Source organism: Pseudomonas sp. TH21, assembly GCF_016651025.1.
Lineage (GTDB): Bacteria > Pseudomonadota > Gammaproteobacteria > Pseudomonadales > Pseudomonadaceae > Aquipseudomonas > Aquipseudomonas aylmerensis.
In genome coordinates, this window is sequence record NZ_JAEKEQ010000001.1 from 6050194 (window position 1) to 6070219 (window position 20026).

At 61.6% G+C, this 20026-nt stretch carries 17 protein-coding genes and 1 pseudogene; 10 read left to right on the forward strand and 8 right to left on the reverse strand.

The genetic code is table 11. The annotated features are described in order from the left end of the window. Window positions 1–60 precede the first annotated feature (60 nt). From JFU04_RS26895 to pqqE, 9 genes are all read left to right on the forward strand, one after another. Window positions 61–507, forward strand: a complete 447-nt coding sequence (locus JFU04_RS26895) for an Lrp/AsnC family transcriptional regulator (RefSeq protein WP_065904662.1) — start codon at window positions 61–63, stop codon at window positions 505–507. Between the two features lie 168 nt (window positions 508–675). Beyond that, a complete protein-coding gene (locus JFU04_RS26900) occupies window positions 676–2358 on the forward strand; it encodes a flavin monoamine oxidase family protein (RefSeq protein ID WP_065904799.1) in 1683 nt (560 codons plus the stop codon). 10 nt (window positions 2359–2368) lie between these two features. Then, window positions 2369–3163 carry a carbon-nitrogen hydrolase family protein gene (locus tag JFU04_RS26905; RefSeq protein WP_201146004.1) on the forward strand — a complete coding sequence of 265 codons (795 nt, stop codon included), beginning with the start codon at window positions 2369–2371 and terminating at the stop codon, window positions 3161–3163. 48 nt (window positions 3164–3211) lie between these two features. Next, window positions 3212–5578, forward strand: a complete 2367-nt coding sequence (pqqF, locus tag JFU04_RS26910; protein WP_201146005.1) for a pyrroloquinoline quinone biosynthesis protein PqqF — start codon at window positions 3212–3214, stop codon at window positions 5576–5578. A 159-nt stretch (window positions 5579–5737) separates the two neighbouring features. Beyond that, on the forward strand, window positions 5738–5812 hold the full coding sequence (gene pqqA / locus JFU04_RS26915; RefSeq protein ID WP_003194766.1) for a pyrroloquinoline quinone precursor peptide PqqA: 75 nt from the start codon (window positions 5738–5740) through the stop codon (window positions 5810–5812). A 71-nt stretch (window positions 5813–5883) separates the two neighbouring features. Further along, window positions 5884–6795 carry a pyrroloquinoline quinone biosynthesis protein PqqB gene (gene pqqB / locus JFU04_RS26920; RefSeq protein ID WP_201146006.1) on the forward strand — a complete coding sequence of 304 codons (912 nt, stop codon included), beginning with the start codon at window positions 5884–5886 and terminating at the stop codon, window positions 6793–6795. A gap of 11 nt (window positions 6796–6806) precedes the next feature. Continuing rightward, a complete protein-coding gene (pqqC, locus tag JFU04_RS26925; RefSeq protein WP_017138042.1) occupies window positions 6807–7559 on the forward strand; it encodes a pyrroloquinoline-quinone synthase PqqC in 753 nt (250 codons plus the stop codon). Beyond that, window positions 7556–7831 (forward strand): pyrroloquinoline quinone biosynthesis peptide chaperone PqqD, encoded by a 276-nt coding sequence (gene pqqD / locus JFU04_RS26930; RefSeq protein WP_106802467.1) that lies wholly within the window; start codon window positions 7556–7558, stop codon window positions 7829–7831. The genes pqqC and pqqD overlap by 4 nt, the downstream gene beginning before the upstream one ends. Then, the gene (pqqE, locus tag JFU04_RS26935) at window positions 7824–8954 is read left to right on the forward strand and encodes a pyrroloquinoline quinone biosynthesis protein PqqE (protein WP_201146007.1); all 1131 of its coding nucleotides are present in this window, start codon (window positions 7824–7826) and stop codon (window positions 8952–8954) included. Before pqqD ends, pqqE begins: the two co-directional genes overlap by 8 nt. 5 nt (window positions 8955–8959) lie before the next feature. On the opposite strand, the gene JFU04_RS26940 is transcribed toward pqqE, so the two are convergent. The 3 genes and pseudogenes from JFU04_RS26940 to JFU04_RS26950 form a co-directional block, all read right to left on the reverse strand. After that, window positions 8960–9118, reverse strand: coding sequence for a YqaE/Pmp3 family membrane protein (locus JFU04_RS26940; RefSeq protein ID WP_007904205.1), 159 nt, complete (start codon window positions 9116–9118; stop codon window positions 8960–8962). Window positions 9119–9214: 96 nt separating this feature from the next. After that, window positions 9215–9385: pseudogene (locus tag JFU04_RS26945) on the reverse strand (helix-turn-helix domain-containing protein); the annotation flags it as partial. 169 nt (window positions 9386–9554) lie between these two features. Next, complete coding sequence (locus JFU04_RS26950; protein ID WP_201146008.1) at window positions 9555–10823, reverse strand: aminotransferase class III-fold pyridoxal phosphate-dependent enzyme; 1269 nt, start codon at window positions 10821–10823, stop codon at window positions 9555–9557. A gap of 209 nt (window positions 10824–11032) precedes the next feature. On the opposite strand from JFU04_RS26950, the gene JFU04_RS26955 reads away from it, so the two are divergent. Continuing rightward, window positions 11033–11932 carry a LysR family transcriptional regulator gene (locus JFU04_RS26955; protein WP_065904676.1) on the forward strand — a complete coding sequence of 300 codons (900 nt, stop codon included), beginning with the start codon at window positions 11033–11035 and terminating at the stop codon, window positions 11930–11932. Between the two features lie 241 nt (window positions 11933–12173). Here the strand turns inward: JFU04_RS26955 and JFU04_RS26960 are convergent, their stop codons facing one another. The 5 genes from JFU04_RS26960 to JFU04_RS26980 all read right to left on the reverse strand — a co-directional run bounded on the left by JFU04_RS26960 (window position 12174) and on the right by JFU04_RS26980 (window position 19961). After that, a complete protein-coding gene (locus JFU04_RS26960) occupies window positions 12174–13952 on the reverse strand; it encodes an acyl-CoA dehydrogenase C-terminal domain-containing protein (RefSeq protein WP_106802465.1) in 1779 nt (592 codons plus the stop codon). 247 nt (window positions 13953–14199) lie between these two features. Beyond that, complete coding sequence (locus JFU04_RS26965) at window positions 14200–15969, reverse strand: acyl-CoA dehydrogenase C-terminal domain-containing protein (RefSeq protein ID WP_201146009.1); 1770 nt, start codon at window positions 15967–15969, stop codon at window positions 14200–14202. 90 nt (window positions 15970–16059) lie between these two features. Next, window positions 16060–17349, reverse strand: coding sequence for a GGDEF domain-containing protein (locus tag JFU04_RS26970; protein ID WP_065904681.1), 1290 nt, complete (start codon window positions 17347–17349; stop codon window positions 16060–16062). Between the two features lie 208 nt (window positions 17350–17557). Then, a complete protein-coding gene (locus JFU04_RS26975) occupies window positions 17558–19363 on the reverse strand; it encodes a phenylacyl-CoA dehydrogenase (RefSeq protein WP_065904685.1) in 1806 nt (601 codons plus the stop codon). 316 nt (window positions 19364–19679) lie between these two features. Continuing rightward, window positions 19680–19961, reverse strand: coding sequence for a pyrroloquinoline quinone biosynthesis protein PqqE (locus tag JFU04_RS26980; protein WP_065904687.1), 282 nt, complete (start codon window positions 19959–19961; stop codon window positions 19680–19682). Between the last annotated feature and the right edge of the window lie 65 nt (window positions 19962–20026).

The following is a 20026-nucleotide window of genomic DNA, read 5'->3' on the forward strand; positions in this document are numbered from 1 at the left end:
GTTCCAGGACGCAAGCCTGTAACATGCCACTCCATTGCCGTCCGCTCTGGAGCTTTGCCCTTGCCCGTCCTCGATGAAATCGATCGTCAACTGATCGCCGCCCTGCAGATCAACGCGCGTGAAAGCGTGGCCATGCTTGCTCGGCAGCTGGGCATCGCGCGTACCACGGTGACGTCGCGCCTGGCACGGCTGGAGAAAACCCAGGTGATCACCGGTTACGGCGTACGCCTGGGGCAGCGTGTCGTGGATGGCGGTTTGCAGGCTTATGTCGGGATCACCGTACAGGCGCGCTCGGGCAAGGAGGTGCTGCGCAAGTTGAGTGCCATGGCCCAGGTGCAGCAGCTGTGTGCAGTGAGTGGTGAGTTCGATTACGTCGCCTGGCTGCGCACCGATTCGCCGGAGCAACTGGACCAACTGCTGGACCAGATCGGCAGTGTCGACGGTGTGGAAAAAACCACCACCTCGATCATCCTCAGTAACAAATTGGACCGCGGCCAACCAATTTGACCAGAAACCTCGTCATATTGACTGAAACCAATTCATTCCGACGACACATTGCGTCTTATTAACGAGCGCAACGCTCCCTAAACTGGCTGCCATCTTTTCCTATACTCAGCGGGTCACGTCCTGCCGAGTCGTCAGCAAGGGTCAGCCATGAGCATTCCGTCCAGCACCATCAGCAAGACCAATCGTCACCCCGCAGACGGCAAGAAACCCATCACCATCTTCGGCCCGGACTTTCCGTTTGCCTTCGATGACTGGATCGAACACCCGGCCGGGCTGGGCAGCATTCCCGCCGCCAACCATGGCGCCGAAGTGGCGATCGTCGGGGCCGGGATCGCCGGCCTGGTCGCTGCCTACGAGCTGATGAAACTGGGCCTCAAACCGGTGGTGTACGAAGCCTCGAAGATGGGCGGCCGCCTGCGCTCCCAGGCCTTCGAAGGCGCCGAAGGCATCATCGCCGAGCTGGGCGGCATGCGCTTCCCGGTGTCGTCCACCGCGTTTTATCACTATGTCGACAAGCTGGGCCTGGAGACCAAACCCTTCCCCAACCCGCTGACGCCGGCGTCCGGCAGCACGGTGATCGACCTCGAAGGCCAGACCCATTACGCCCAAAAGCTCTCAGACTTGCCGGTGCTGTTCCAGGAAGTCGCCGATGCGTGGGCGGATGCCCTGGAAGCCGGCTCACAGTTCGGGGATATCCAGCAGGCGATCCGCGACCGTGACGTGCCACGCCTCAAAGCGCTGTGGAACAAGCTGGTGCCACTGTGGGACGACCGCACTTTCTACGACTTTGTCGCCACCTCCAAGGCATTCGCCAAGCTCTCGTTCCTGCACCGCGAAGTGTTCGGCCAGGTCGGTTTCGGCACCGGCGGCTGGGACTCTGACTTCCCCAACTCAATGCTGGAAATCTTCCGCGTGGTCATGACCAACTGCGACGACCACCAGCACCTGGTGGTCGGCGGCGTGGCCCAGGTGCCGATGGGCATCTGGCGTCACGTACCGGAGCGCTGCGCCCACTGGCCGGCCGGCACCAGCCTCAGCTCGTTGCACCGCGGCGCGCCGCGCGCCGGGGTCAAGCGCATCGCCCACGCTGCCGATGGCCGCTTTGCCGTCACCGACAACTACGGCGACACGCGCGAATACGCCGCCGTGCTTACCACCTGCCAAAGCTGGCTGCTGACCACCCAGATCGAGTGCGATGAAACCCTGTTCTCGCAAAAGATGTGGATGGCCCTCGACCGCACGCGCTACATGCAGTCGTCGAAAACCTTCGTGATGGTCGACCGCCCGTTCTGGAAAGACAAAGACCCGGAAACCGGCCGCGACCTCATGAGCATGACCCTCACCGATCGCCTGACCCGTGGCACCTATCTGTTCGACAACGGCGACGACAAACCCGGCGTGATCTGCCTGTCGTACTCATGGATGAGCGACGCGTTGAAAATGCTGCCGCAGCCTATCGATAAACGCGTGAAGCTGGCCCTCGACGCGCTGAAAAAGATCTACCCGAACGTCGACATCAAGGCACGCATCATCGGCGATCCGATCACCGTGTCCTGGGAAGCCGACCCGCACTTTCTCGGGGCCTTCAAGGGCGCGCTGCCGGGTCACTATCGCTACAACCAGCGGATGTATGCGCACTTCATGCAGAAGGACATGCCCGCTGAACAACGTGGGATTTTTATCGCCGGCGATGACGTGTCCTGGACCCCAGCCTGGGTCGAGGGCGCGGTACAGACCTCGCTGAACGCGGTGTGGGGCATCATGACCCACTTTGGCGGCAGCACTCACCCCGAGAATCCCGGGCCGGGTGATGTATTCGACGAGATCGGCCCGATCGCCCTGGCGGACTAAGGAGTTGAGGATGCGTGTCGCCCTGTACCAATGCCCGCCGTTGCCACTGGATGTGGCCGGTAACCTCAAGCGTCTGCACCAACTGGCGCATGAAGCTTCGGCTGCCGATGTGCTGGTGCTGCCAGAGATGTTTCTCAGCGGCTACAACATCGGCGCCGAGGCGGTTGGCGCCCTGGCCGAAGCGCAGGATGGGCCATCGGCTCAAGCAATTGCCGAAATGGCGCAAAGCGCTGGCCTGGCGATTCTGTACGGCTACCCGGAACGCGCCGAAGACGGACAGATCTACAACGCCGTGCAATTGATCGACGCCCACGGCCAGCGCTTGTGCAACTACCGCAAGACCCACCTGTTTGGCGACCTGGACCACTCGATGTTCAGTGCCGGCGGCGATGATTGGCCGCTGGTCGAGCTCAATGGCTGGAAGCTCGGCGTCCTGATCTGCTACGACCTGGAGTTCCCGGAAAACACCCGCCGGCTGGCTCTCGCCGGAGCCGAGCTGATCCTGGTACCCACGGCCAATATGGTGCCGTTCGACTTTGTTGCCGACGTGACGGTGCGGGCACGCGCCTTCGAGAACCAGTGCTACGTGGCCTACGCCAATTACTGTGGGCATGAAGACGAGATTCAGTACTGTGGGCAAAGCAGCATCGCCGCGCCGGACGGCCAGCGAATCGCCCAGGCAGGCCTGGATGAAGCCTTGATTGTCGGCACGCTGGATCACCAATCGATCCGCGACGCGCGCGCCGCCAATCACTACCTGCAAGACCGCCGCCCCGAACTGTACGGCGCACTGCACAAGCCCTGATCCTGCGGGTTTGCTAGCATAGGCACCTCTCTTGTTTCGGAAGTGCCCATGCCTGCGCCGGCCCACCCTCATCGCCAACACCTGACCCTGGCCAACGGCCTGCGGGTTTCCCTGCACCATGCGCCGCGCTTGAAGCGCAGTGCGGCGGTCTTGCGGGTGGCTGCCGGCAGCCATGATGTGCCGCTGGCATGGCCGGGGCTGGCGCATTTTCTGGAGCACCTGTTGTTTCTCGGTACTGAGCGTTTTCCCACGGGCGAAGGCTTGATGGCCTACGTGCAACGCCAGGGTGGCCAAATCAATGCCAGCACGCGCGAGCGCACCACGGAGTTCTTCTTCGAGTTGCCGGTGGCGAGCTTGGCGCAGGGTTTGGAGCGGCTGGCAGACATGCTGACTCACCCGCGCCTGACGGTCGAAGACCAGTTGCGTGAGCGCGAAGTCCTGCACGCCGAGTATGTGGCCTGGTCCCAGGATGCCCAGGCGCAACAGCAGGTTGCGTTGCTGGCAGGCCTGGCGGCGGATCATCCGTTGCGGGGTTTTCATGCAGGTAACCGCGACAGTCTGCCGGTGGAGCGTGAGGCTTTTCAGCAAGCGTTGCGGGCATTCCACCAAGGGTTCTATCGCAGCGGGCAGATGACGTTGAGCCTTGCCGGCCCCCAGTCGCTGGCAGACTTGCAAGCCTTGGCGCAGCAGTTCAGCGCAGCCCTGACCTCCGGGCCTTTGCAGCCCCAAGTCGAGCCGCCGCCACTGGCGCAAGGCCAGGCAGCGAGTTATCAACATGTCGCCGATAACCACCTGCACCAGGTCATTACCTGCAGGGCTCCCCGCGAAGCACTGGATTTTCTCTGCACCTGGCTAAACGCCTCGGCACCGGGCGGCCTGTTGGCGGAACTGAAGGCAAGAAAACTCGCCAGCGCAGTGCAGGCGTCGGTGCTTTACCACTTTGCCGGGCAAGCAGTGCTGGATATCGACTTCACGCTCGCGAACCAAAGCGCTTCGGCGACACACGTCGAGGCATTGCTTTACGACTGGCTGAGCTTTTTCGCACACAGCGACTGGGCTTCACTGCGAGAAGAATTCGCCCTGCTGGCAACGCGCCAACAGCAGGTGCAAGGCGCACTGGCCCTGGCCCGGCACGACAGTGAAGGCCTGACGGATGAGGATGTCGCGGCCCTCAAGATCCTGCTGGAGACCCTGCACCTACCGTCCTGCGAACAGGCCTGGCAACTGCCGCCCAACAATCCGTTCCTGCGCCCTCCCGTCAAGGACGAGCGCGCCGGCCTGATTCGTGGCCAAACCAGCGCCCACCGGGGCTTGCGCACCTTTGCCCAAGACCGTTCGCGGGGGCGGCGAGAGCTGTCGGCACTGACATTCAACCAAGGGTTGGCGAATGACAGCGATGAGGGCGCGCTCTACCTGCACTGGCGGTTTGAGGCTGCCGTACCCGCCGGGCTGGATAGCACCTTGCAGGCGCTGCGCGAGAATGCTCGTCAGGCAGGTGTGGAAATGTCTTTCGAAACTGTCGGCAATGACTGGCTGGTGAAGCTGATCGGGCTGCTAGAGCCGATGCCAGCGATACTCGAGGCGCTGGCGCTCGACTTGAATCAACCGCAAGAGGCACCCAGCGCCCCGACACTGATGCTGGCGATCCGGGCATTGCTCAAGGCGCTCCCTGCCTGTTGCACCGCCGGCGTCAGCGTCTCCAGCGAGCAACCCATGTCCTGGGCCACCGCACGCTGGCAAGGGCTGGGCGTTGGTTTATCGCCCGCCTCTGAAGTGGCGATCAAGGCCGCGGCCGCGCGCTTGCCCGGGCACGCTGCGCGACTGGAATCCACGTGCACCAGCATCAGCGGCCAACATCTCTGGCATCAACTGAACACCGACTCCGCAGAGGCGGCGTTGCTGCTGTTTTGCCCTGCGCCGACCCAGTCCCTGACGGACGAAGCCGCGTGGCGATTGCTCGGGCACCTGCTCCAGGGCCCCTTCTACCAACGTCTGCGCGTCGAGCTGCAGTTAGGCTACGCAGTGTTCAGCAGCATCCGACAAATCAACGGGCAAATCGGACTGCTATTTGGCGTGCAATCCCCCAGCGTTTCACTTGAAGGGATCCTTGAGCACCTGCAGGTTTTCCTGGCGCAGTTGCCTGCGCTGATCGACAGCCGCCCGCTGGATAACCAGGCCCTGGCGCAACAATTCACGGTCCAGGCGCTGCCCATCGCCCACGCCGCCGAACTGCTCTGGCAGGCGTATTTGGCCGGCCATCCGTCGGATTACCTCACGCGCCTCCAACAAGCGATCCAGGCCTGCACACGCGAAGACCTGCTGCACGCCGCCCGACAGCTCGAGGGTGCTGCAGGCGGCTGGCGCTGCATCGCCAACGGCCCGCGAATCAACGATGCCTGGCAAGTGCCAGGCTGATCATTGCCGCCTTTGCAAAAGGCTTTTGTTACCGAGACAGCGCTAACTTGAAAAGAATTGCGTAACATTCATACGCACACCTCTGAACATCTCCGACTGGAGGTGGACTATATGTATTACTTGGTAGTGAATGTCCCATCCCTTCGTAGGAGTAAGAATATGACCTGGTCCAAACCTGCTTACACTGATCTGCGCATCGGTTTCGAAGTCACCATGTACTTCGCCAGCCGTTAATCCGCTGGGTAATACAACGCCTCGGTTCGCCCGGGGCGTTTTTGTTTTGAGCTTTGCTTGATGGAGCGGCCATGTTTGTCCAGATTCTAGGTTCCGCCGCCGGCGGTGGCTTCCCGCAGTGGAACTGCAACTGCGTGAACTGCGCGGGTTTTCGTGACGGCAGCCTGCGGGCGCAGGCGCGCACCCAGTCGTCCATCGCGATTTCCGACAACGGCGTGAACTGGGTGTTGTGCAATGCCTCGCCGGATATCCGCGCGCAACTCCAGGGCTTTGCGCCGATGCAACCCGGCCGCGCCCTGCGCGACACCGGCATCAGCGCAATCATCCTGATGGACAGCCAGATCGACCACACCACCGGCCTGCTGAGCCTGCGCGAAGGTTGCCCACATCAGGTGTGGTGCACCGACATGGTCCATGAAGACCTGAGCACCGGCTTCCCGTTGTTCACCATGCTCACCCACTGGAACGGTGGCCTGGCCTGGAACCGTATCGAACTGGACGCCAGCTTCACCATCCCGGCCTGCCCCAACCTGCGCTTCACCCCGCTGCCGTTGCGCAGCGCCGCGCCGCCTTATTCGCCGCACCGCTTCGATCCGCACCCAGGCGACAACATCGGCCTGATCGTCGAAGACCTGCGCACCGGCGGCAAACTGTTCTACGCCCCGGGCCTGGGCAAGGTCGACGCCCCATTGCTGGAAATCATGGCTGGCAGCGATTGCCTGCTGGTGGACGGCACGATGTGGGACGACGACGAAATGCAGCGCCGTGGCGTCGGCACCCGCACCGGTCGCGAGATGGGGCACCTGGCACAAAACGGCCCCGGCGGCATGCTTGAGGTGCTGGAACAGCTGCCGAAGCAGCGCAAGGTGCTGATCCATATCAACAACACCAACCCGATCCTCGATGAAGACTCCCCCGAGCGCGCCGAGCTGGGGCGACGCAATGTCGAAGTGGCTTACGACGGCATGAGCATTGAATTGTAGGAGTGATCGAAATGACTGACACACCGCTGACCACAGCCGAATTCGAAGCCGCGTTGCGCGCCAAGGGCGCCTTCTATCACATCCATCACCCCTACCATGTGGCGATGTATGAAGGCCGCGCCACCCGCGAGCAGATCCAGGGTTGGGTCGCCAACCGCTTCTACTATCAGGTGAACATTCCGTTGAAAGACGCCGCGATCCTGGCCAACTGCCCGGACCGCGAGATCCGCCGCGAGTGGATCCAGCGCTTGCTCGACCACGACGGCGCGCCCGGCGAAGACGGCGGCATCGAAGCCTGGCTGCGCCTGGGCCAGGCCGTCGGCCTTGACCCGGACCAGCTGCGCTCCCAGGAATTGGTGCTGCCCGGCGTACGGTTTGCGGTGGATGCCTACGTCAACTTTGCGCGCCGCGCCAGTTGGCAGGAAGCCGCCAGCAGCTCGCTGACCGAACTGTTCGCGCCGCAGATCCACCAATCGCGCCTCGACAGCTGGCCGCAGCATTACCCGTGGATCGACCCCGCCGGCTATGAGTACTTCCGCACCCGCCTCGGGCAGGCTCGGCGTGATGTCGAGCATGGCCTGGCGATCACGCTGCAGCACTACACCACCCGCGAAGGCCAGGAACGCATGCTGGAAATTCTCCAGTTCAAACTCGACATTCTGTGGAGCATGCTGGATGCCATGAGCATGGCCTATGAATTGAAACGCCCGCCGTATCACAGCGTGACCGAGCAGCGGGTCTGGCATAAAGGGATCACCCTATGAGCTTCGATCGCAGCAGAAAACCGACCTGGCGCCAGGGCTATCGCTACCAGTATGAACCGGCGCAGAAAGGCCATGTGTTGCTCTACCCCGAGGGCATGATCAAGCTCAACGACAGCGCCGCGCTGATCGGTGGCCTGATCGACGGCGATCGCGATGTCGCCGCGATCATTACCGAACTTGAGCGGCAATTCCCCGGCGTACCGGAGCTGGGTGAAGACATCGAGCAGTTCATGGAGGTCGCCCGTGCTGAGCACTGGATCACCCTTGCCTGACAAGCCGCCCGTCGGCTTGCCGTTGTGGCTGCTGGCCGAGCTGACTTACCGCTGCCCGTTGCAGTGCCCGTATTGCTCCAACCCGCTGGATTTCGCCGAGCAGGGCAAGGAGCTGAGTACCGAACAGTGGTTCAAGGTATTTCGCGAGGCGCGTGAGATGGGGGCCGCGCAGCTGGGCTTTTCCGGCGGCGAGCCGTTGGTGCGCCAGGACCTCGCCGAGTTGATTGCGGAAGCACGCAGGCTGGGCTTCTACACCAACCTGATTACCTCCGGCATTGGCCTCACCGAGCAGAAGATCAGCGACTTCAAGAAGGCCGGCCTGGACCATATCCAGATCAGCTTCCAGGCCAGCGACGAACAGGTGAACAACCTGCTGGCCGGCTCGAAAAAAGCCTTCGCGCAAAAACTCGAAATGGCCCGCGCGGTCAAGGCGCACGGCTACCCGATGGTGCTGAACTTCGTCACCCATCGGCACAACATCGACAAGATCGACCGCATCATCGAGCTGTGCATTGCGCTGGAGGCGGACTTCGTCGAGCTCGCCACCTGCCAGTTCTACGGCTGGGCGCAACTCAATCGTGTGGGCTTGTTGCCGACCCGCGAGCAACTGGTGCGTGCCGAACGCATCACCAACGAATACCGCGCCAAACTGGAAGCCGAAGGCCACCCGTGCAAGCTGATATTCGTGACGCCGGATTACTACGAGGAACGCCCGAAAGCCTGCATGAACGGCTGGGGCAGCATCTTCCTGACTGTGACACCGGACGGCACTGCCCTGCCCTGTCACGGTGCCCGACAGATGCCGGTGCAATTTCCGAATGTGCGTGACCACAGCATGCAGCACATCTGGTACGACTCGTTCGGTTTCAACCGCTTTCGCGGCTACGACTGGATGCCCGAGCCGTGCCGCTCATGCGACGAAAAAGAGAAGGACTTCGGTGGCTGCCGCTGCCAGGCCTTCATGCTCACGGGGGATGCGAGCAACGCCGATCCGGTGTGCAGCAAGTCCGAGCAGCACGGCATCATCCTGCAAGCGCGGGAAGAAGCCGAACATGCCACCCAGACCATCGAGCAACTGGCCTTTCGCAATGAGCGCAACTCAAGGCTCATCGCAAAAGGCTGACGGCCTCAGCGCTTGGCGATGATGTACACCGCGTGCACGATGCCGGGAATGTAGCCGCACAGGGTCAGCAGGATGTTCAGCCAGAACGCGCCGGCGAAACCTACTTGCAGGAACACACCCAGTGGCGGCAACAGAATGGCGATGATGATACGAATGAAATCCATGGGATCAGCTCCAGAAAATCGGCTCGTGTGAGCCGTCTAGCTAATCGACCTTGGGCGTTCGTGAGGGTTCAGTGGGATCTGGCACTGGGCCATCCTTCAGGTCAGGATCTGCAACCCGTGTTTTCGCACGATGCTCAGCAGCTTTAGCGCCATGCCGCTGGGTTGTTTCTCGCCAGACTCCCATTTTTTCACCGTTGAGGCGCTGGTGTTCAGGTAGCGGGCGAAAACTGGTTGGCTCACATGACTGCTTTCACGAAGCTGCTTGATGAGTGCCCGGTCGGCATTCCTTGCCGACGTCCGCTAAAAAGCCATTGTTTTCACTGACGCTCAATCAACCTTTTCAATCCAAAAATTTCACCGACAAAAAAACGCCCCCAGCCAAAAGAATCAGGCTGGAGGCGCCGCGTATGCCGCGAGACGGTTCGAGAATCAGGATTTAAACGGCGATGCCCTTGCGGCATTGCAGTTGGGCTGTGCGCACGCGGGAGAAGGCACGGGCCAGGCGCAGGAGCATTTCGTCGATGTTGCTCTTGCTCACCGTCAGGGCCGGGGTGAAACGCAGGCAGTTGGGTTGTGGCGCGTTTAGGATCAGGCCTTCATGCAGTGCGGCTTTTACCACTGCATCCGCAGAATCATCCGACAAGGTCAGTCCCCAGATCAGGCCGTGGCCACGCAGTTGGCCATGGTCGTAACGATAGGCCAGGCGGGCAAGGCCTTCGCCCAGGTAGCAACCCGACTCACGCACCTGTTCAAGAAAACCGTGCCCCAGCACCGTATCGAGTACCGCCAGCCCGGCCGAGGCCATCAGCGCGTTGCCATGATGGGTGCCTTCCAACTCGCCCGCCGCAAAGCAACAGGCTTTGCCACGCGCCAATAGTGCCGCCAACGGGACGCCGCCGCCCAGGCCTTTGCCGAGGGTAAGAATGTCGGCGCGCACGCCGTACTGCTGTTCGGCGAGCAAGGCGCCGCAACGACCGAGGCCGGTCTGGACTTCATCGAGGATCAGCAGGATCCCCAGTTCCCGGCACAGGCGCTCGACGCCTTTGAGGTAGTGCTCGGTCGCAGGGATCACGCCGGCTTCGCTCTGGATCGGTTCCAGCATGATCGCGACGGTTTGCGCATCGACGGCGGCATGCAGCGCCGGCAGATCGTTAAAGGGCACATGGCTGAAGCCCGGCAGTTGCGGTTCAAAGCGGTTTTCACCGGCGTTCGAAGAGGCAGCCATCGCGGCAAAACTGCGGCCATGGCAACCGCTGCTGGCGCTGATGATGCGGTAGGCGCCACCCCGGCGCAGTTGGCCCCATTTGCGCGCCAGCTTGATCGCCGCTTCGCAGGCCTCCGCGCCGCTGTTGAGCAGGTACGCCTGGTCGCTGCCGGTGCGGTGGCACAGGCGGTCGACAAGGTTGAGCTGGGCACGGTTATGCAGGCCGATACCGGGATTGATCAGCGCCTGGGTCTGGTCGGCCAAGGCTTTGATCAGCACCTGCGGGCTGTGGCCGAGGCTGTTGGCGGCATTGCCCTGGCTGAAATCCAGGTAGGCACGGTCGTCGCTGTCCCACAGCCATGAGCCCTGGCCGCGTACGAAGACCTGGGCAGGCCGCGCGACGGTGGGCATCAGGCAGTCACTCGACAGGTCGTGGTGGGAGGCGTCCTCGATCAGGTCGTCGAGGCTCGGCACAGGGCGGCGCAGATTGAATAGGTTCACACTTCACCCCCGATGGCAAGCACACCATGGTGGGTCACCCCTGCACTCACGGCCTTGAGGTTTTTTGCGTTGCCTATGTAAATACCATCAACATAAACACTGTTCATTGCCCGATCCGGCCCTGTAAGCCCTGCGAATAGGCGCTAGACTAGGCGTCTCGGGGGCCAACGGCCATTTCGATTTTCCAGCTTTTTCGATAAGAAAGACTTATGGATTTCAAGCAACTGCGTTATTTCGTCGCGGTGTATGAAGAAGGCCACGTAGGCCGCGCGGCTGAACGCCTGTCGATCTCACAACCGGCGTTGTCGCAACAGATTCGCCAGTTGGAGCAGAACCTCGATGTGAGCCTGTTCGAGCGCAGCAGCAAGCGCTTGCTGCCGACCCTCGCCGCCCACACCCTGTACAACCACGCCCTGCCGCTGATCGATGGCATGCAGCAGGCCGTCGAAGCCTTGCGCAACTTCAAGGGCCAGGCCATGCGCACCTTGGCCATCGGCGTGCTGCAAACCGTGCACACCAGCCTGGTCCCGCAAATGCTTGAACGCGTGCGCAAGGCCCAGCCGCACCTTGTGGTGCAGATCTACGAATTGACCGGGCTGGAGATCGAGCGCCGCCTGCTCAACGGCTCGCTGGACATCGGCATCAGCTACCTGCCGCCGCGCCAGCCAGGCCTGCACGGCGTGCTGCTGTATGAAGATGAGTTGAAGGTCGTCATCCCTGAAGACCACCCCTTGCGGGAGTTCAAGAAAGTCTCGCTGAAACAGGCGGCCGAGTTGCCGATGTTGCTGCTGGGCGAAGAATTCCAGGTGCGGCAGATCTGGCAAGGCCAGTTGTCCAACCTCGGGCGCCGGCCGCAGGTACAGGCCGAACTGAATACCATGGTGGGAATTCTCGACAGCCTGCCACATACCAAGCTGGCCACCGTGCTACCGGGGCGCTCGCAGGACGAGCACAACAGCAAGGCATTGCTGTGGAAACCCTTGAGTGAACCCAGGGTGCCATTGAAGGTAGGTTTGGTGTGCCGCGATGTGCAGCGCCAGCAGGCGACGGTGGCATTGCTGCGCACGCTGCTGGAAGACGTGATGAACGCCCCACCGGTACAGCCGTGAAGTGGGCGGTCCGGACTTTTTCGCGGGCAAAAGAAAACCCCGCCGAAGCGGGGCTTTGCAGACTGTTTCCCTGACATCCATTTCACTCCGCCGTCCTGGCAGAATCCTACGTGTCCGTGTTGTTGCTTTGCGCTTCCTGCGCGACGTCCATGTGAAGTAGATTATCCGTGGATCCAATTTGGCGATAGAGGACGAATAGCAGTACGTCATGTAAGAGAATGCTTACACGGCCTCCACGCCGTTAGAACAGGGCTTCATCCAGCAGGAACAGCGATTCGCTGCCGGCTTTGACCGACGCACTCAGTGAATGAATACGTGGCAGCAGGCGGGCAAAGTAGAAGCGCGCAGTCCCCAGTTTGCTGGCGTAGAAATCTTCCTCAGCTTCCTTGCCCAACGCCGCCTTGGCCATGCGCGCCCACATATAGGCATACGCCAGGTAGCCAAAGGCGTGCAGGTACTCCACCGATGCCGCGCCGATTTCATTCGGGTTGGCCTTGGCGCGATCCAGCACCCAGGCGGTCAATTCATCCAGGTTATCCAGCGCTGCGCTGAGCGGACGGGTGAACTCACCCAACTCGGCGCCCGCCGTGGTGATGAACTGGCGGATTTCATCAGCGAACAACCGGTAGAACGCGCCGCCGCTGCCGACGATCTTGCGCCCCATCAAGTCCAGCGCCTGGATGCCGTTGGTGCCTTCGTAGATCTGCGTGATGCGCACATCACGCACCAGCTGCTCCTGGCCCCACTCACGGATGTAACCGTGGCCACCGAACACCTGCTGGCCGAGCACGGTGGTTTCCAGGCCGAGGTCGCTGAGGAACGCCTTGGCCACCGGCGTCAGCAACGCCACCAGGTTATCGGCATGCTCGCGCGCCGCCGCGTCTTCGCTGAACTTGGCGATGTCCAGTTGTGTCGCCACGTAGGTGGAAAACGCCCGGCCGCCTTCGTTGGCGGCTTTCATGGTCAGCAGCATGCGACGCACGTCCGGATGGACGATGATCGGGTCGGCCACTTTGTCCTTGGCCTGGGCGCCAGTTGGCGCACGGCTTTGCAAACGGTCGCGCGCGTATTCAATCGCGTTCTGGTAGGAGCGCTCGCCCGACGCCAGGCCCTGGATACCCACACCCAGGCGCTCGTAGTTCATCATCGTGAACATCGCCGCCAGCCCACGGTTAGGCTCGCCCACCAGGTAACCCACGGCTGCGTCGAAGTTCATCACACAGGTGGCGGACGCCTGGATGCCCATCTTGTGTTCGATGGAGCCACAGGTCACCGGGTTGCGCGCGCCCAGGCTGCCGTCGGCATTGACCATGAATTTCGGCACCAGGAACAGCGAGATGCCCTTGGGACCAGCCGGCGCGTCCGGCAGTTTGGCCAGCACCAGGTGGATGATGTTTTCAGTGAGGTCGTGTTCGCCACCGGTGATGAAGATCTTGGTCCCGCTGATCGTGTAGGAACCGTCCGCCTGAGGCTCGGCCTTGGTGCGGATGATGCCCAGGTCGGTCCCGGCGTGTGCTTCGGTCAGGCACATGGAACCGGCCCACTCGCCGGAGTACATCTTCGGCAGGTAGGTTGCCTTGAGTTCTTCGCTGGCATGGGTGTTGATCGACACACAGGCGCCGGACGTCAGCATCGGGTACAGGCCGAATGCCAGGCTCGAGGAGTTGATCATCTCTTCGACCTGCGCCGACACCGCCTTGGGCATGCCCATGCCGCCGAAGATCGGATCACCGCCTACGCCCACCCAACCGCCTTCGGCGTAGGTTTTGTAGGCCTGTGGATAACCATCCGGCGTGGTGACTACGCTGTCCGCCCAACGGCAACCCTGCTCATCGCCACCGCGACTGAGCGGGGCGATGGATTTGGCGGTGACTTTGCCGGCTTCTTCGAGGATTGCCTCTACGGTTTCGGCGTCAACGGTGTCTGCCAATGCCGGCAATTGGGCCCAAGTCTTGGCGACCTCAAAAACTTCGTTGAGGACGAAGCGCATATCACGCAGCGGCGCTTTGTAATCAGCCATGGCAAACCTCGTGAGAACGTTAAAAGTAATTCGGTAGGATCGGTTTTACAGGCTCCGAGTGTAACTGAACAACTTTTGAGACACATAGGGTCCATTCGTGACCATTCAGTATTTATGAGTCACACGTGAGTCTAATACGGCAGCGGGCTTGCTCGCGAAGGCGCTGTGTCAGTCACCTCAGGTGCTTCTGACACATGACCTTCGCGAAGCAAGCCCGCTGCGCAGTTAGCGCTTGGAGAATCCGTGCCTACAGTGCAAACAACTGGGCCGGCAAGCTCATCAGGCACTCGCTGCCCGCCTCCACAGCGGCGCGGTGAGTCGCTGTACGCGGCAGCAAACGCTTGAAGTAGAAGTCGCAGGTAGCCAGTTTGGCTTGGGCGAACTCGGCGTCGTCGTGTGCCTGAGCCGCTATTGCCATACGCAACCACAAGTAGGCCAAGATGATGTAGCCGCTGTACATCAGGTAATCCACGGCCGCTGCGCCGACTTCATCGGGGTTCTTCATCGCGGCGGTGCCGACCTTCACCGTCAACTCGCCCCACTCCTGGTTCAACTGATTGAGTTGCGCCACATAAGCCTTGAGCTGCGGATGCTCGGCATTCGCCGCGCAGAACTTATGCACAATTTTGGTAAAGCCGCGTAACAACTTGCCCTGGCTGCCGAGCACTTTGCGTCCCAGCAGGTCGAGGGCCTGGATGCCGTTGGTGCCTTCATAGATCGGTGCAATCCGTGCATCGCGGGCCAGTTGCTCCATGCCCCATTCGCGGATGTAGCCGTGGCCACCGAAAATCTGCATGCCGTGGTTGGTCACCTCCAGCCCAGTGTCGGTCATGAAGGCCTTGCAGATGGGGGTGAGGAACGCCAGCAGGTCTTCGGCCTCCTGGCGTTGGCCGGCGTCGCTGCCCAGGTGCGCGGTGTCGAGCAATTGCGCGGTGAAATAGGTCAGCGCGCGGTTGCCTTCGTTGAAGGCTTTCATGGTCAGCAACATGCGGCGTACATCGGCATGCACGATGATCGGGTCGGCGGGTTTTTCCGGGGCCTTGGCGCCGGTCAGCGAGCGCATTTGCAGACGGTCGTTGGCGTACTTGACCGCGCCCTGGAAGCTCGCCTCGCCATTGCACAAGCCCTGCATGCCGGTGCCCAGGCGCGCATGGTTCATCATGGTGAACATGCAGTTGAGGCCTTTGTTCGCCTCGCCGATCAAGAAGCCTTTGGCACCGTCGAAGTTGAGCACGCAGGTGGCCGAACCCTTGATACCCATCTTGTGCTCGATGGAGCCGCAGTGCACCGCGTTGCGTTCGCCCGAATCGGCATGGAACTTGGGCACGATGAACAACGAGATGCCCTTGGTACCCGCCGGCGCATCCGGCAGCTTGGCCAGCACCAGGTGGATGATATTGGCGCTCATGTCGTGCTCGCCGGCCGAGATGAAGATTTTGCTCCCGGTGAGCGCATAACTGCCATCTGCCTGGGGCACGGCGCGGGTCTTGATCAGGCCCAGGTCGGTGCCGCAATGGGCTTCGGTCAGGCACATGGTGCCGGTCCATTCACCGGCGGTGAGTTTGTCCAGGAAGGTGGCTTTCTGTTCGTCGGTGCCGTGGGCGTGGATCGCCGACATCGCGCCGTGGGTCAGGCCCGGGTACATCCCCCAGGAGGTGTTGCTGGAGCCGATCATCTCGCTGAGCACCAGGCCGAGCGATTGCGGCAGGCCCTGGCCACCGTAGGCCGGATCCGCCGCCACGCCGTGCCAGCCGCCCTCCACATACTGGGCGAAGGCCTGCTTGAAGCCCTTGGGCGTGGTGACCACGCCATTGTCGAAATGGCAGCCTTCTTCATCACCGCTGCGGTTGAGCGGTGCGAGCACGTTCTCGCAGAATCTGGCGCCTTCTTCGAGGATGGCACTGACCATGTCCGGGCTGGCATCCGTCGCGCCCAAGGCCGCGTAGTGGCCGTGGAAATCAAACACGTTGTCGATCAGAAAGCGCATGTCGCGCAGAGGAGCTTTGTACTCAGGCATGGCAATGTCTCCGGCAGCAGATGGTTTTAACCTACTGCCGGCCGGTGCCCCGGACAATCATTGTAGAACCGATGAATACAGCGCCATCACTCAACCGGCAGCACTCTCCGTGCGCACGGCGCCACGTCGGGTTTGCCCGGCCGCCACCACACAGTTACGCCCCGCGCCCTTGGCGGCGTAAAGCGCCTGGTCGGCGGTCTTGAGCACCTCTTCGGGGGTGCGCTGCTCGACCTGGCGCTCGGCCACGCCGATGCTGATAGTCACCGACACACTCGATGCGCCGCTGCCGGCACGGCGCTGACGGCCCTGATGATCGTCCTGGGGACGGTCCGAGTTGCGCAGCTTGATGTCGTAGTCGGCGATGATCTCGCGAATCTCTTCCAGGTGCGGCATGCACTCATCCAGGGTCTTGCCGGCGAACACCACGGCGAATTCCTCACCGCCATAGCGATAGGCACGCCCACCGCCGTTGACCTTGGACAGTTTGCTCGCCACCAGGCGCAGCACCTGGTCGCCAACGTCATGGCCGTGGGTGTCGTTGAAGCGCTTGAAGTGGTCGACATCGCTCATCGCCAGCACGTAGTTGCGCCCCAAGCGCTGCATGCGCTCATTCAGCGCTCGGCGCCCCGGCAAGCCGGTCAGCTCGTCGCGGAAGGCCATTTGATACGCCTCGTGGGCCACGCCGGCGGCGATCATCAGCATCACCTGGCTGCACATGATGTTCAGGGTAAACGGCAGGATGAAGGTTTGCGGCAGCATCCAGAACAACCCCAGCAACCCCACCAGTTGCGCCGCGTGCAGCGGGCGCGGCTGGTACCAGTACTGGGCGGCGAGGGTCAGGAAGCCGATCAGGAACATCGGGTACGACAGCTGGATCAGGCTCATCCAGGTGCCATGCAGCGCCGGCCAGCGAATCTCTGCCAGCCAGTTCAGCACCGCCTGGGGATAACTTTGCTCCAGCGCCAATGCCACGCTGCCGACCGCCAGCAGCACCGCGCCACGGGCGACGAAGTCACGGAACAGGTGGGTCTTCTCCTGCCAGAGCGCGTAGATGCTGAAAAGCAGTGGCAACAACAGGCAACACAAGTGAAACACCACGGCGGCGTCTTCGCGCACGCGCCCATTGTCACGGTAGAAGTCAGTCTGGGTGTCGAGCAGGAAATAGGCGATGTACACCGTGATCATCAAGAACAGTTCACGTTGGCGGCGATACACCGCGCAGTACGAACCGCCGAGCAACAGCACCAGGGTCGGCAGCACGTTGAACAGCGAGGTGAAGAAGACGTTGAGATCCTTGACGTACGCAGCCGAGAGCCCGGCCAGCAAGAGCAGCAACGAAGGGAGAAAATGACTGAAACGTACAGCGGACACGCGTGACAAGGGTAAAGCTCCGACCCGCAAAGAAGTAATGGCACTGTGCCTTCACGCAGACAGTTAAGCACAACCTGTGTGACATGTATCACATTGCCATCACTTTAACGGCAGCCTGCGGCAATCCCTGAGCGCATTACTGCGGTTTTTTCTCACGCATAAAAAAACCGCCGCGCCTCAAAGGGCGCGGCGGTTTGTTCAGACAACCCGGTAAGGCTTAGTAAGCCAGGCCGAAGTCCTCTTCTTTCATGTCCATCAGGTTGTTGGCGCCCGACAGCATGGTGGCCACGTGGGTACGAGTCCGTGGCAGGATGCGCTGGAAGTAGAAGCGCGCAGTTTGCAGCTTGGCGGTGTAGAACGCCTCTTCGGTGGTGCCGGCAGCCAGTTTCTCGGCGGCCAGGCGTGCCATGTCGGCCCAGAAGTAGGCCAGGCAGGCGTAACCCGAGTACATCAGGTAATCCACCGACGCCGCACCGACTTCTTCACGGTCTTTCATCGCGGCCATGCCGACCTTCATGGTCAACTCGCCCCACTCTTTATTCAGCGCGGCCAGCGGCGCAACGAATTCCTTGACGGCCTCGTTGCCTTCGTTGGCCTGGCAGAACTTGTGCACGATCTTGGTGAAGCCCTTGAGCGCTTCGCCCTGGGTCATCAGCACTTTACGACCGAGCAGGTCCAGTGCCTGGATGCCGGTGGTGCCTTCGTACAACATCGAGATGCGGCTGTCGCGAACGTTCTGCTCCATGCCCCACTCGGCGATGAAGCCGTGGCCGCCGTAGATCTGCACGCCGTGGTTGGCCGATTCAAAACCGACTTCGGTCATGAACGCCTTGGCGATCGGAGTCATGAAGGCCAACAAGCCATCAGCCTGTTTCTTGGCGTCTTCGTCGGTGCCGTACTTGACGATGTCCACTTGCTTGGCGGTGAAGTACACCATCGCACGGTTACCTTCGGCGAAGGCTTTCATGGTCAGCAGCATGCGGCGCACGTCAGGGTGCACGATGATCGGGTCAGCGGCTTTGTCCGGGGCTTTCGGGCCGGTCAGCGAACGCATTTGCAGGCGGTCGCGAGCGTACTTCAGGCCGCCCTGGAAGCCGATCTCGGCGTGGGACAGGCCTTGCAGCGCGGTACCCAGGCGAGCGGTGTTCATGAAGGTGAACATGCAGTTCAGGCCTTTGTTCGCCGGGCCGATCAGGAAACCGGTGGCCGCGTCGAAGTTCATCACGCAGGTGGCGTTGCCGTGGATGCCCATCTTGTGTTCCAGGGAGCCACAGGTCACTGCGTTGCGCGCACCGATCGAGCCGTCTGCGTTAGGCAGGAACTTGGGCACGATGAACAGCGAGATACCTTTGGTACCCGCCGGTGCATCCGGCAGGCGGGCCAGCACGATGTGGACGATGTTGTCGGCCATGTCGTGTTCACCGGCCGAGATGAAGATCTTGGTGCCGGACACTTTGTAGGAACCGTCGGCCTGAGGCTCAGCCTTGGTGCGCAGCATGCCCAGGTCGGTGCCGCAGTGTGGCTCGGTCAGGCACATGGTGCCGGTCCATTCGCCCGACACCAGCTTGGTCAGGTAAGCGGTTTGCTGCTCGGGGGTGCCGTGCTCGGAAATAGTGTTCATCGCACCGTGGGACAGGCCCGGGTACATACCCCACGACCAGTTGGCCGCGCCAACCATTTCGCTGACCGCCAGGCCCAGGGATTCCGGCAGGCCTTGGCCGCCGTGCTCGACGTCGTGGGCCAGGCTTGGCCAGCCGCCTTCGACGAACTGTTTGTAGGCTTCTTTGAAACCGGTAGGGGTCTTAACGCCTGACTCGCTCCAGGTACACCCTTCGATGTCGCCCACGCGGTTCAACGGTGCCAGCACTTGCTCACAGAACTTGGCGCCTTCTTCGAGGATGGCGTCAACCATGTCCGGGGTAGCGTCCTGGCAAGCCGGCAGGCTCTGATAGTGCGCTTCATAACCGAGCAGTTCGTCACGAACGAAGCGAATATCACGCAAGGGGGCCTTGTAGTCAGGCATAGCGATAAACCTCTGCTGATGAATCTGGAATGAACAACCGCATGGATTTGTTGTGGCGGTCAAACAGGTGTTTGAAACATACGTTTACGACCTGGGGTTGTCAAGCATCGTCCCGACGCCGTTTGTCATGACGCGCATCAATGCCAGGCACGGCAAGGCCTGCGGCGGGATGCCACAAGGCGCTCAGGAGAGAAACAGAACCGCAGGAGCTGGCTTGCCTGCTTTACAGGCGCCGCGGTGTATCAAGGGGACCGAGTAGAGGTATCGCAGGCAAGCCAGCTCCCACAGAAGAACCGGCCTACCTGGAAAGAGGGGATCAGGCGTAGGTGTCGATCAGCGTGCCGAGCATTTCATCCGAAGCCTTGGCGACTTTGGCGCCCAGCTCCACTTGAAACTTGCCTTCGGCCATTTCGACCATATTGCTGGCCGAGTTGGAAGGCTGGGCCCGGTCGTTGGCGCGAAGACGATCGATCTGCGCATCCGACGGTTGGGTAGTCGCGGCGCTGGCAATTTTGCCGGCGGCCTGGTCGACACGGTTCTGCCCGGTCTGAATGCTGCTCAGGCCCGAGTAAAACGCGCTGCTTCCAGAGATTTCCATGGCGTAAGCCTGCCTTTAGAGAATCGTGAACGCTGATTGAAGCAGAGAACCGGGCAAAACGCCCG